The sequence below is a fragment of the Pseudomonas sp. Root329 genome (genome assembly GCF_001424925.1).
In the GTDB taxonomy this organism is placed as follows: Bacteria; Pseudomonadota; Gammaproteobacteria; order Pseudomonadales; family Pseudomonadaceae; genus Aquipseudomonas; species Aquipseudomonas arabinosi.
Genome location: NZ_LMCV01000034.1, coordinates 133316 through 146425 on the forward strand (window position 1 = coordinate 133316; position 13110 = coordinate 146425).

At 59.6% G+C, this 13110-nt stretch carries 12 protein-coding genes; 10 read left to right on the forward strand and 2 right to left on the reverse strand.

The features are described from left to right. Positions 1-42 precede the first annotated feature (42 nt). Positions 43-1524, reverse strand: a complete 1482-nt coding sequence (locus tag ASC74_RS22335; protein WP_056744149.1) for a methyl-accepting chemotaxis protein — start codon at positions 1522-1524, stop codon at positions 43-45. 178 nt (positions 1525-1702) lie between these two features. Between ASC74_RS22335 and ASC74_RS22340 the strand changes: the two genes are divergently transcribed. From ASC74_RS22340 to ASC74_RS22375, 8 genes are all read left to right on the forward strand, one after another. Continuing rightward, a complete protein-coding gene (locus tag ASC74_RS22340) occupies positions 1703-2233 on the forward strand; it encodes a hypothetical protein (RefSeq protein WP_046047937.1) in 531 nt (176 codons plus the stop codon). A gap of 64 nt (positions 2234-2297) precedes the next feature. Next, positions 2298-2489, forward strand: a complete 192-nt coding sequence (locus ASC74_RS22345; protein WP_008148797.1) for a PLDc N-terminal domain-containing protein — start codon at positions 2298-2300, stop codon at positions 2487-2489. Between the two features lie 268 nt (positions 2490-2757). Continuing rightward, the gene (gene speE, locus ASC74_RS22350) at positions 2758-3633 is read left to right on the forward strand and encodes a polyamine aminopropyltransferase (RefSeq protein WP_056744151.1); all 876 of its coding nucleotides are present in this window, start codon (positions 2758-2760) and stop codon (positions 3631-3633) included. Positions 3634-3802: 169 nt separating this feature from the next. Then, positions 3803-4036, forward strand: coding sequence for a hypothetical protein (locus ASC74_RS22355; protein ID WP_008148802.1), 234 nt, complete (start codon positions 3803-3805; stop codon positions 4034-4036). Between the two features lie 213 nt (positions 4037-4249). Then, positions 4250-4591, forward strand: coding sequence for a ribonuclease E inhibitor RraB (locus ASC74_RS22360; protein ID WP_008148805.1), 342 nt, complete (start codon positions 4250-4252; stop codon positions 4589-4591). A gap of 393 nt (positions 4592-4984) precedes the next feature. Next, positions 4985-6394: a circularly permuted type 2 ATP-grasp protein gene (locus ASC74_RS22365; protein ID WP_046047935.1), complete on the forward strand. Its 1410-nt coding sequence runs from the start codon at positions 4985-4987 to the stop codon at positions 6392-6394. A gap of 12 nt (positions 6395-6406) precedes the next feature. Continuing rightward, positions 6407-7357 (forward strand): alpha-E domain-containing protein, encoded by a 951-nt coding sequence (locus ASC74_RS22370; RefSeq protein ID WP_033055742.1) that lies wholly within the window; start codon positions 6407-6409, stop codon positions 7355-7357. Beyond that, positions 7354-8157, forward strand: a complete 804-nt coding sequence (locus ASC74_RS22375) for a transglutaminase family protein (RefSeq protein ID WP_056744153.1) — start codon at positions 7354-7356, stop codon at positions 8155-8157. The genes ASC74_RS22370 and ASC74_RS22375 overlap by 4 nt, the downstream gene beginning before the upstream one ends. 121 nt (positions 8158-8278) lie before the next feature. Here the strand turns inward: ASC74_RS22375 and ASC74_RS22380 are convergent, their stop codons facing one another. After that, positions 8279-9100 carry a c-type cytochrome gene (locus ASC74_RS22380; protein ID WP_056744155.1) on the reverse strand — a complete coding sequence of 274 codons (822 nt, stop codon included), beginning with the start codon at positions 9098-9100 and terminating at the stop codon, positions 8279-8281. A gap of 596 nt (positions 9101-9696) precedes the next feature. On the opposite strand from ASC74_RS22380, the gene ASC74_RS22385 reads away from it, so the two are divergent. Together ASC74_RS22385 and ASC74_RS22390 are read left to right on the forward strand one after the other, a co-directional pair. Further along, a complete protein-coding gene (locus tag ASC74_RS22385; protein ID WP_056744157.1) occupies positions 9697-10902 on the forward strand; it encodes an acetyl-CoA C-acetyltransferase in 1206 nt (401 codons plus the stop codon). Between the two features lie 29 nt (positions 10903-10931). Next, a complete protein-coding gene (locus ASC74_RS22390) occupies positions 10932-13076 on the forward strand; it encodes a 3-hydroxyacyl-CoA dehydrogenase NAD-binding domain-containing protein (RefSeq protein ID WP_056744159.1) in 2145 nt (714 codons plus the stop codon). Positions 13077-13110: the final 34 nt, after the last annotated feature.

Sequence of the window (13110 nt, forward strand, 5' to 3'; positions counted from 1 at the left end):
TCGCATTCCAATGTGGGAGCGGGCTTGCTCGCGAAGGGGCCATTACAGCTTCAGCTGACCGATAGCCTTGCTCAATTCCCCCGCCAACGCCGCCAGCTCATTGCTGGTAGTCGCCGAAACCACGGTCTGCTGCACGGTGTTCTCGGTCACATCCCGAATACTCACCACCGCCCGATTCATCTCTTCCGCCACGTGGCTCTGCTGCTCGGCCGCCACCGCGATCTGCGTATTGCTTTCACGCATCTGTGCCACGGCGCTGGTGATTTCCGCCAACGCAGCGCCGGCCTCCTGAGCCTGCTGCACGCAATCGTCGGCCTTGAACGAACTTTCCTGCATGAAATCCACCGCGTCCCGAGTCCCGGCCTGCAACGCAGAAACCATGATCGTGATCTCGTCAGTAGAGGTCTGGACACGCTTGGCCAGGTTACGCACTTCATCGGCAACCACCGCAAAGCCGCGACCCATTTCACCGGCACGGGCCGCTTCAATCGCTGCGTTCAGCGCCAGCAGATTGGTCTGCTCGGCGATGCTGTGAATCACACTGACCACGCCGTTGATTTTCTGACTGTCCTCAGCCAGACGCTGAATCATCTCGGCAGTCTGCTGCACCCCGCTGGACAGGCCGGCAATCGACTTCTGCACCCGACTGACCACTTCCTGCCCGCTGCCGGCCAGGGTGTCGGCGGTTTGCGAGAGATCGCGGGTGGCGCCGGCGTGCTGGGCAATGTGATAGACAGTGGCGGTCATTTCGTTGATCGCCGTGGCGGCCTGATCGGTTTCGCTTTGCTGGCCAAGCATGCCGTGACGCACCTCGTTCATGCTCGACGCCAGCCGCGCCGCGCCGACATCCAGTTGCCGGGCGGTGCTGGCGACGGTGTTGACCACTCGCTGGTAACCGGCCTGCATGGCATTGAAGGCATTGGCCATCTGCCCGACTTCGTCAGTGCAAGCCAGCGGCACGCGGGCGGACAGGTCACCGGTTTTCTCGACGTGGAGCATCACGTCCTTCAGCGTATTGAGCTGGCTGAGCAGGAAGCGGATCAACAATTGCGAAGCGCCGAGCATCGCCAGCATCAGGATCGCCACCGCCACGGCATAGTTGGGAAAACGCTCGCCAAATACCTGGGTCAGGCTCGGGCCATGGGCAATCACTGCGACCTGGTTGCCATCCGTGCGCGTAAACACTTCAGCGCCCATCAACGGATTGTTGCCGAACAGCGGCATGGCATTGATTTCGACCCAACCGTTGGTATCGGCCAGTTCCAGTACCGGCTGCCCGTTCAGCAACGGTGCCTGCCCGCGACTGAACGTCAGCACGTTATCGGCTTTGGGGAGCGGCTGCCCGGCGGGCCAAGCGTTGAGCAGTCGCGCCTGGGCTTGTGCCGAAGCCTGATAAGCATGGCTGCGGGCCTGTTGTTCGAGCTGTACGGCGTACAACACCAGCAGCAAAGTGGTGACGAAGGCGACGGCGTTGACCGCCCAGAATTTGTATTTCAGCGAGATATTGCTAAGCCAGGCACCCATGGAGGTCTTCTCTGATAGCGGAAACAGTTTCGGCAAGGTGCCAGTATTGTGCCGCTACTCAGGGGGCTGGATCTTGATGTGGGTCAACAATCCCGGCCATGCTCGCGCACAGGAATTGCGGGGCGTAATGCGCTATCCTGCGCGCCTTCAAATTTCCCTCGCTACAGGATTCCGCCCCATGAAAGCCGCACTCGTCGAACTCATCAGCAAAATAAGCTCCGGGTGCATGAGCGATGACGAAATCCTGAAAGTCGCTGACGAAGCGGCCCAGGCCTACGCCGATCCCGAGGCTTTTCTGACGGCCAATCCGGATATCAACTACGACGAAACGTTCCCGATTCCGCTGGGCGAGTGGGTCGTCGTCGGCAGTTTGCCGGAAACCGTGCTATTTCAGGCCGACACCTATGTGGACCTGTTCGCCCAGATCGTTTCCTCGTTCGGCCCCGGCGTTGATTTCAATATCAAACCCAAGCAACTGGCCAAGACTGAAGCCCTGACCGCGCTCAATCGCATTCAGGTGCAGATGGGCAGCATGAACAAGGAAAACGGCGGTTACACGCTGATGAACTTCAGTCAGTTGCTCGACGACGAACTGCAAGTGGTGCTGGTCTACGGCAACGACGTGCCGCGCGTACTCGAGTTGTGCGCCAAAGTCGGCATCGCTGCCGCACCCTCGCTGGAAGCCCTCAAAATCGCCGTCCACGTTTAAAAAGCGGAACCCTCGCAAGGCCCGGCTATCCTAAGAGTGCAAACCACTCTTAGGGAGCGACACCATGGGTTCCACGTTCAACGGTCTGATTGGCCTGATTATTCTTGCCCTGGATATCTGGGCAATCATCAACGTGCTCAAAAGTGGTGCCGACACAGGGATGAAAATCATCTGGGTGCTGCTGATCCTGCTGCTGCCGGTGCTGGGCCTGATCATCTGGGCCATTGCCGGGCCACGAGGCAACGTCCGAATCTGATACGCACTCAAGACCGACACATTTCCCCTGTGGGAGCGGGCTTGCTCGCGAAAGCGGTGTGTCAGTCAAAGTTAATGTCAACTGACACGACGCTTTCGCGAGCAAGCCCGCTCCCACAAGGGGATTGTGTCGAGTCATCAAGTGACGTTCGACCTGTCATGTTCCGCAACATAGAATTTGCGCCTTTCCCGGGGCAATCGAGCTGATCGATTGGCCATCATGGGCGGGTAACCGTCCGTAGCCACCCGCATTCATCGGAGCACTTCCCATGAGCAACACCCCGACCAGCGAGTACCTGGAAACCCTCTACGAAGGCTACGGCCAGCGTTTTCGCATGGAAAAACTGTTGCACGAAGTGCGCACCGAACACCAACACCTGGTGATTTTCGAAAACCCGCGCATGGGCCGCGTCATGGCGCTGGACGGCGTGATCCAGACCACCGAAGCCGATGAATTCATCTACCACGAGATGTTGACCCACGTGCCGATCCTGGCGCATGGCACCGCCAAGCGCGTGCTGATCATCGGTGGCGGCGACGGCGGCATGCTGCGTGAAGTGGCCAAGCACCGCAGCATCGAGCACATCACCATGGTCGAGATCGACGGCACCGTGGTCGACATGTGCAAGGAATTCCTGCCGAACCACTCCAAGGGGGCGTTCGCTGATCCACGCCTGAACCTGGTGATCGACGACGGTATGCGTTTCGTCGCCACCACCACCGAAAAATTCGACGTGATCATTTCCGATTCCACCGACCCGATCGGCCCGGGCGAAGTGCTGTTCTCGGAAAACTTCTACCAGGCCTGCCGTCGCTGCCTGAACGAAGGCGGCATCCTGGTGACCCAGAACGGCACGCCGTTCATGCAAATCGAAGAAGTCAAAACCACCGCCGGGCGTCTGCGCAGCCTGTTCCCGGACTGGCACTTCTACCAGGCGGCCGTGCCGACCTACATCGGCGGCGCCATGACCTTCGCCTGGGGCGCGACCAATACCGCCTATCGCAAATTGTCCCGCGAAACCCTGCAGCAGCGCTTCGCCGGCAGCGGCATCATCACCCGCTACTACAATCCGGAAATCCACATCGGCGCGTTCGCCTTGCCGCAATACGTCCTGCAGGCTGTGAACAAGCCTAGCAACGACTGATTTCGAGCAAGCCAGAAAGGGCCGTCTCAAGTTGTGTGAAAACACACCGGAGACGGCCCTTTTTTCATGCTTCACTTATAGATGTAGAAGGTCCGGTTGAACGATTGGCCGGGGAAGAATGTCGAGATACATGTAAGCCCATCCATGGGTTTTATCGAGGAGGCACCTGATGCAAAAGTGGAAAGTCACTTTCGTTGATGATCACGGTGAACAAGTTGACGAGGTGTTCGAGAGCGATGAATGCCCGAACAACGAACAAGCCGCGAAGCTCATTCGCGCCCGGTGTCTGCCTGTGGCTGCCGAACTGGACCTCAACGATCTGGAAGGGCGCGCCGATGATCCGACTGTCAAAAGTCTGAAAACCCAGAACAGCATTGAAATCCTCAGCATCACGCCAATCTGAACATCTCCTGTCACATTCCTAACCAGGCCTTGGCAGCGTCTCTATCTTGAGGCTACTCTGCAATCGAGATCAGCGAACGGATCGCTAAGGTCTGGTCTTGTCAGCTACATGCTTGCTTCCCACCGGCAACGTTGTTGCCGCATCGCTCGCCCCATTCGGTTGCGAGTGCCGGGAATACGGAAAGTCTATCCATCAGTCTGAGGGGGACGTTTCATGAGCACAGCCTATCAAGAAGACATCAGCACCAGCGTCTTGCGCCGCATGAAAGAAGGCGGTTTCGACTTTTCACGATTCCATCCCATCGAGTTCTACGCCATTTTTCCGGACGAGGAGCGGGCGCGCAGGGCGGCAGGGCATTACTGTGGTGAATCCTTGAATGCGCAAATCAGCGTGCGCGACGACGGCGCGTGGTACCTGGAACTGAGCAAAGTGATGTACGCCACTTATGACGGCATCGGCGATTTTGAGCAGGATTTCGAGGCGGTGGTCGAGCCTTTGGGCGGCATCATCGAAGGATGGGGCGTCAAGCAGGAGGTACGAGGGCGACTCGCATAACTTATGAACAGTGACAACACCCAGCAACGGCTGACCTCAGGGTTGGCCGTTTTCGTTTGTGGGGTTTGGAAATCGTGTTTTTGATTCATAACGTTTCAAAAACGCAAAAAAAAGCCGCCTAAACAGGCGGCTAAAGGGAAGTTCGTCAAGATTTTCAGCGAATGCGCGGATTATCCGCATCGACTCCCGGGCAGTGAAATCAACTCTGGCTATGCTGGTGATAGGCGACAACATTGCTTCGCAATGAAGCGGGGGCGATCAGGTGGGGGCATTTACCGCACAGGATTGGTGCGGTGCGTGCAGTGCGATTATCCAACTGATTGATATCAAAGCGTTTATGCCGATGGCACGGGCTTTGCGAAGCCCAGATGTCCGGGTGACAAGGAGTACGGCATGATCCGCACCTATTTTGATGAGATGTACGATGCCGGCGGCCAGGTCCGCCCGCATTATCGGGAGTTTGCCCGTTGGCTGGCCGAAACGCCTGACGAGCTTTTGGCACAACGGCGACGCGAGGCCGATCTGTTATTTCATCGCGCCGGGATTACATTCACGCTCTATGGTGATGAGCAAGGGACAGAGCGCCTGATTCCCTTCGACACCATTCCCCGCAGCATCCCCGCCAGTGAATGGCGAGTTGTCGAGCGCGGCTGCATTCAGCGGGTCAAGGCGTTGAACATGTTCCTCGCCGACCTCTATCACGAGCAGCGCATTATCAAGGCCGGCATCATTCCAGCCGAGCAAGTGCTGGCCAACGAGCAATACCAGTTGGCGATGCAAGGGCTGGATTTGCACCGCGATATCTATTCCCACATCTCCGGGGTCGATCTGGTGCGTGATGGCGACGGCACGTACTACGTGCTTGAAGACAATCTTCGTACACCGAGCGGCGTCAGCTACATGCTCGAAGACCGCAAGATGATGATGCGGTTGTTCCCCGAGTTGTTCGCGGCCCAGCGCATTGCCCCTATCGACCACTATCCGAACCTGTTGCTCGACACCCTGAAAAGCTCCAGCCCGATTGATAACCCGAGCGTGGTGGTACTGACGCCGGGTCGATTCAACAGCGCGTTCTTTGAACATGCGTTTCTGGCGCGGGAAATGGGCGTTGAGCTGGTGGAAGGCGCGGACCTGTTCGTGCGGGATGACAAGGTGTTCATGCGCACCACGGACGGGCCGAAAGCCGTCGACGTGATCTACCGTCGCCTCGACGATGCGTTCCTTGATCCGCTGGCGTTCAACCCGGACTCGATGCTCGGCGTTCCAGGGCTGCTGTCGTCCTATCGCTCCGGCAACGTGGTGCTGGCAAATGCCATCGGCACCGGGGTCGCGGACGACAAGTCGGTGTATCCATTCGTCACGGACATGATCCGTTTCTACCTGGATGAAGAGCCGATTCTGAAGAACGTGCCGACGTTCCAATGCCGCAATCCCTCTGAACTGTCCCACGTACTGGCCAATCTTCCGGAACTGGTGGTCAAGGAAACCCAGGGCTCCGGCGGTTACGGAATGCTGGTCGGGCCGGCGGCGACGGCGGCGGAAATCGAGTCTTTCCGCGCGCGGATCAAAGCCAAGCCCCATGCGTACATCGCGCAACCGACGTTGTCCCTGTCGACCTGTCCGACCTTTGTCGAAAACGGCATCGCCCCACGCCACATCGACCTGCGTCCGTTTGTATTGTCTGGCCGCGAAACCCGGGTTGTGCCCGGCGGTTTGACCCGTGTTGCCCTGCGCGAAGGCTCTCTGGTGGTGAATTCATCCCAGGGCGGTGGAACCAAGGACACCTGGGTGGTCGAGGATTGAAGGAAGCCTGCCATGTTAAGTAGAACTGCCTCGGATTTGTATTGGATGTCGCGTTACCTGGAGCGGGCGGAAAACCTCGCACGGATGCTCGACATCAGTTATTCGCTGTCGCTGATGCCACAGGATGGCCGTGGTGACGGCCTGCATGAACTCGCCATGCCGTTGCTGATCACCGGCACCCTGGACGATTACCTGGAGCGCCACGGTGATCTGCATGCTGAACGGCTGCTGCATTTCTTCGCCCTGGACGCGGCCAACCCGGCGAGCATCTACAGCTGCCTCGGCGCCGCGCGGGCCAGTGCCCATGCGGTACGTGGGCGAATCACCGCCGACATGTGGGAAAACATCAATGCCACCTGGCTGGAAATCCGCGGGATTGCCGATCAGGGCTTGAGTCGCTACGGCATGAGCCGTTTCTGCGAGTGGATCAAGGAACGTTCCCACCTGTTCCGCGGCGCGTCCTACGGCACGATCATGCGTAACGATGCGTTCCGCTTTATTCGTCTGGGGACGTTTATCGAAAGGGCCGACAACACGTTGCGCCTGCTCGACGCCCGCTACGAAATGGCTGGCGATCAGGCAGAGGCGGTCAGCGACGGCACCGCTCACGCGTATTACCAGTGGAGTGCTTTGCTGCGGGCGTTGTCCTCGTTCGAGGCCTACACCGAGATCTATCGCGACGCACCCGGCGCCCGGCATGTGGCTGAGTTACTACTGCTGCGTGCTGACGTGCCGCGTTCATTGCGTGCCTGCACTGAGGAAATCGACCAGATCCTCGCCCAGCTGCCGGGGGCCAACGGCCGTCCCGCGCAACGCCTGGCCGCGGAAATGGACGCACGCCTGCGCTACACCGGCATCACCGAAATTCTCGACGAAGGCCTGCACGCCTGGCTGACCGAGTTCATCCCGCTGGTGCGCCAGTTGGGTAACGCCATACACAGTTCCTACCTGGAGGCGGCATGAGACTTTCCATTAGCCACGAGACCACCTATCACTACGAAGATCAGGTGCGGGCGAGCATCCAGTACCTGCGACTGACACCCCACGACAGCGAGCGCCAACACGTGCTCAGCTGGCAGCTTGACTTGCCGCGCCCGGTGCGCGCGCAACTCGATCCGTTCGGTAACATCCTGCATGTGCTGACCATGGACGAGCCCCACGAGGCGATCATCATCGGCGCCCGGGGCCAGGTGGACATCGACGAATTGCGCGAGGCGGAGCATGAAAGCCAGTCGGCGCTGCCGTTCCTGCGCTTCACGCGCCTGACCGAAGCCGACGAAGCCCTGCGTGCGTTCGCCGAGAAGGAGTGCAAGCAACGCCGGGATCGCACGGCGCTGATCGACTTGATGCATGGCCTGAACCAGCACATGACCTACACGCCGGGCTCCACCGAAGTGGACACCAGCGCCGCCCAGGCCTTCGCTGGGCGTTCGGGCGTCTGCCAGGATCACACCCACGCGTTTCTCGCCTGCGCTCGCAGCCTGGGCATTCCGTCGCGTTATGTATCGGGCTATTTGTACAGCGAGAACAGCGAACACCTGGCCAGTCACGCCTGGGCGGAAGCCTGGCTCGATGACGCCTGGTACAGCTTCGACGTGACCAATGAATTGGCGCGGCCCGAGCGTCATCTGAAACTGGCGGTGGGCCTGGATTACCTGGATGCCTGCCCGGTGCGAGGCATGCGACGTGGCGGTGGTTGCGAGCAGATGCATGCGAAGGTGTTTGTGTCACCGACCCCGGTGATCTCCGTCCAGCAGCAGTAAACCGGAACACCACAAATCCCCTGTGGGAGCGAGCCTGCTCGCGAAAGCGGTGTGTCAGCCACAAATTTGCTGACTGAAAGGCCGCATTCGCGAGCAGGCTCGCTCCCGCAGGGGGGCGGTGTCAGGGCTTAACTTTTCGCCCAGCCATATGCTTCAAATACCCCACCAACCTCTCCAGATCCCCATCCGGCAACACCGTTGCCGAAAACCCGGGCATCTTCGCCTGTGGCCACTGGCGCAGGCTCTGCGGATCACGAATGTAGCGCTTGAGGAAATCCGCGCCGAAGTACTCGGTCGGGTTAAACGGAATATTCAGGTCCGGCCCAAACTGCGCATCCCCGGCGCCGTTCAATCGGTGGCACGCCAGGCAATTCTTCTGAAACAGCGCAAAGCCCTTGTTCACCGGATCGTCAGCTTTCAACGCCGGATCGGGCAGCAGGGCAGGGAAGCGCTCGGCCACCGGTGCCATGCGCTTGATGCTCGCCACTTGAAAGGGCCATTGCTCGGGGCTGATGTCGCCCGCCTGCGGATCGGTCCAGACCAGATAGAACGGCCCGGCGCCGGGTTTGCCTTCCGACAGCGGTGGCCACGGCTTGGCGGGTTCTTCAATCGCCAACCATGCGCGCGCACCCTGGGTATTAAGCAATGGCGCAGCCGACAGTTCTGCGGCAAAACCGTCCAGGGCTACCGCCTGTAAATGGTCTTCAGGCTTGATGCCAGTCAACAACGCAGCCACCGGAACAGCGCGATAGCTCATGTCCCGTTTGTAGGAAACGTCGTTGCTGATGGTGATGGTCTGAGCCTGAGGATGCTTGAGCAATTCCTCGGTTTGCCAGGTGCGACTGCTCGCGCCGAGCTCAAGGTTCAGCTGTGCGGCAGACAGAGGCGTGCTGAGCAGCAAGGCCCCGAACAAAATGAGCGTTTTCAAATGATCGCCGTCCATGTCGTGGAAGTGCCCCAAAGGTTGGCACACCCACGCTGGCCCGGGTAGCGAACCCGTCACATTTTTAGAGGGCGATATAAAACCTGGCGCCGTATTTTTTATTGACCGACTAGCCGATCACCTTGGTCAGGTTCGGCAAAATCAACAACAGCGTAGTGGCGAAAAGAATGAGCCCGGCTTGACGTACTTTCGATTGTTTGAACATGGCTTGACCGCCTTTATTGTTATTTCCTGATGCCTGCCTGCATTTCTCCATGACGGCAGAGCGTTGCACTTCCTGTTTGACGAGCGCCTCGGCAAAACCCGACGACAACTTCGTACAAGTTCACCTTAGAGCCCGCGTCACGCTTGGTTTAGATCCATTTCGTATGGACTTCACGTAAATTGCTCTTAAAAAGGCATGAGGCCTATTGCCAGCTTCTTGGGCGCCCGTTTGCTAGACAGCTTGGTGTCCTGAATCGGTTAATTCGGTGGTTGCCTACCGTCCGTCTGAGCGTGACCGTCAACATCAGTGAGCACTGCGGTCATTGAATCCGGGGCCGCTCGGCCTAAGGTGGGGACTCTGCATTTACTCCCCGCTCAGGTTCGAGAACGTCATGACCCAAGCTTTTATTTTCGACGCATTACGCACGCCCCGCGGCAAAGGCAAGGCCAATGGCGCCTTGCACAGCGTCAAACCGGTGAACCTGGTGGCCGGGCTGCTCACGGCGCTGCAACAGCGCACGTCTCTCGATACCAGTCAGGTCGACGATGTGGTGCTTGGCTGCGTGACGCCCATCGGCGACCAGGGTTCCGACATCGCCAAAACCGCGACCCAGGTGGCGGATTGGGACGTCAGCGTGGCGGGTTTGCAGATCAACCGCTTCTGCGCCTCGGGGTTGGAGGCGGTGAACCTCGGCGCGATGAAGGTGCGTTCCGGCTTCGAAGACCTGGTGGTGGTCGGCGGCGTCGAGTCCATGTCCCGCGTGCCGATGGGCAGCGATGGCGGCGCTTGGGCGCAGGACCCGGAAACCAGTTTTCACAGCCATTTCGCCCCTCAAGGCGTGGGCGCTGACCTGATTGCCACGATTGAAGGCTTCAGCCGTCAAGACGTCGATGCCTATGCGCTGCACTCCCAGCAAAAGGCTGCGCGGGCAAGGGCCGACGGTTCGTTCAACAAATCGCTGGTGCCGGTGCAGGACCAGAACGGCATTATCCTGCTCGATCACGATGAATTTATCCGCGCCGGATCGACCATGGAAGGCTTGGGCCAGCTCAAGCCGAGCTTCGAGATGATCGGGCAAATGGGCTTTGATGCCACCGCACTTCGAGTCTTCAGCCATGTTGAGCGGATCAACCACGTGCACACGGCGGGTAACAGTTCCGGGATCGTCGATGGCGCGGCGCTGATGCTGATCGGTTCAGAGGCCAAGGGCCGGACACTGGGTTTGCAACCGCGGGCGCGAATCGTCGCCACCGCCGTTACCAGCACCGACCCGACCATCATGCTCACCGGCCCCGCGCCGGCCACCCGTAAGGCACTGGCCAAGGCCGGGCTACGGGTTGAAGACATCGACCTGTTCGAGGTCAACGAAGCCTTCGCCTCGGTGGTGCTGAAATTCATCAAGGACATGGCGATCGACCCGGACAAGATCAACGTCAACGGCGGCTCCATCGCCATGGGCCACCCGCTGGGCGCCACCGGCTGCGCGATCCTCGGCACGCTGCTCGACGAACTGGAAACCCGGCGCCTGCGCTATGGCCTCGCGACGCTGTGTGTCGGCGGCGGCATGGGCATTGCTACCATCATCGAACGCCTCTGAGCCCCGACCGACTTCAAGGAAGCCCTTTCATGACCGAAGCCATCCGTTACGAAAAAGGTCAGGACCAGATCGTCGTCCTGACCATCGACATGCCGGGCCAGAGCGCCAACACCATGAACGCGGTCTACCGCGAAGCCATGGCCGCGTGTGTTGCCAGACTCGTTGCCGAAAAAGACACCCTCGCCGGCGTGATCATCACTTCGGCCAAGAAAACCTTCTTCGCCGGCGGCGACCTCAATGAACTGATCAAGGTCGGCAAGCCCGAAGCCAAAGCCTTTTACGACATGGTGCTGACGCTCAAAGGGCAGCTGCGAACCCTGGAGACCCTCGGAAAACCGGTGGTCGCCGCGATCAACGGCGCCGCGTTGGGCGGCGGTTGGGAAATTTGCCTGGCGTGCCATCACCGGGTGGCGCTGGACGATTCTTCGGTGCAACTCGGCTTGCCGGAAGTGACCCTCGGCCTATTGCCGGGCGGCGGCGGGGTGGTGCGCATGGTGCGGATGCTCGGTATTGAAAAAGCCTTGCCCTATCTGCTCGAAGGCAAAAAAGTCCGGCCGCAGCAGGCGTTGCGGGCTGGTCTGATTGATGAGTTGGCGGCGGATCGTGATGAACTGCTGGCCAAGGCGCGCGCCTGGATTATCGCCCATCCTTCAGCTGTGCAGCGCTGGGACGTGAAGGGTTACCAGATTCCCGGTGATACGCCGTCGAACCCGAAAGTCGCGCAAATGCTGGCCATCGCGCCGTCGATCCTGCGCAGCAAAACCCAGGGCTGCCTGCCCGCGCCAGAGAAAATCCTCTGCGCTGCGGTAGAAGGTGCTCAGGTGGATTTCGACACCGCGCACCTGATCGAAACCCGTTACTTCACCGAATTGACCACCGGCCAGGTGTCGAAAAACCTGATTGGCACGTTCTGGTTTCAGCTCAACGAAATCAATGCCGGCAGCTCGCGGCCTCAGGGCTTTGCGCCCTACGTGACGCGTCGGGTGGGTGTACTGGGCGCAGGCATGATGGGCGCCGGAATTGCCTTTGTCAGCGCGTTGGCCGGCATCGACGTGGTGCTCAAGGACATCAATCTTGCGGCTGCACAGAAGGGCAAGGCTCATTCGGCGGCGCTGCTGGACAAGAAGGTTGCGCGTGGCCAATTGAGTGCCGATCAGCGCGATGCAACGCTGGCGCGAATTCACCCCACTGAAAGCGATGCCGATCTGGCCGGTTGTGATCTGATCATTGAAGCGGTGTTTGAAGATCGCGATCTGAAAGCCAAGGTCTCTTCGGCGGCGCAAAAAGTCGTTGGCCCGGACGCGGTGATTGCTTCCAACACGTCGACCTTGCCAATCAGCGGCCTCGCTGCTGCCGTGCCGGATCAGAGCAAATTCATCGGTCTGCATTTCTTCAGTCCCGTGGAGAAAATGCCCCTGGTGGAAATCATCAAAGGCGCCCACACCAGCGACGAAACCCTGGCTCGCGGGTTCGATTTCGTCCTGCAAATCAAGAAAACCCCGATTGTGGTCAACGACAGTCGCGGTTTCTTCACCTCGCGGGTGTTTGGCACGTTCACCAACGAAGGCATCGCCATGCTGGGCGAAGGCGTGAGCGCGCCAATGATCGAGACCGAAGCGCGCAAGGCCGGCATGCCGATCGGACCTCTGGCGATCTCCGACGAAGTTTCCCTCAGCCTGATGAGCCATATCCGCCAGCAAACCGCCAAAGACCTGCAAGCAGAAGGGAAACCGCTGATTGAGCACCCGGCGTTCGCCGTGATTGACTTGCTGCTCTACGAATACAAGCGTCCGGGCAAGGCTGCGGGTGGTGGTTTCTACGATTATCCGGCCCGTGGGCAGAAGCATCTGTGGCCAGAGCTGAAAAGCTGTTTCGAGAAGGCTGACGGGCAGATTTCGCCGAAGGACGTGCGTGATCGACTGCTGTTCGTGCAAGCCATCGAAACCGTGCGCTGTGTGGAGGAGGGTGTGTTGACCTCGACGGCGGACGCCAACGTCGGCTCGATCTTCGGCATCGGCTTCGCCGCCTGGACCGGCGGCGCGCTGCAGTTCATCAACCAGTACGGCGTGAAAGATTTCGTCGCCCGCGCCCAGTACCTGGCAGGGCAGTATGGCGAGCGATTCGCACCTCCTGCGCTATTGCTGGAGAAAGCGGCTAAAGGGGAGGCGTTCTAGGGGACGGATGACGCATTCCGGGGCTTGCCTTGCC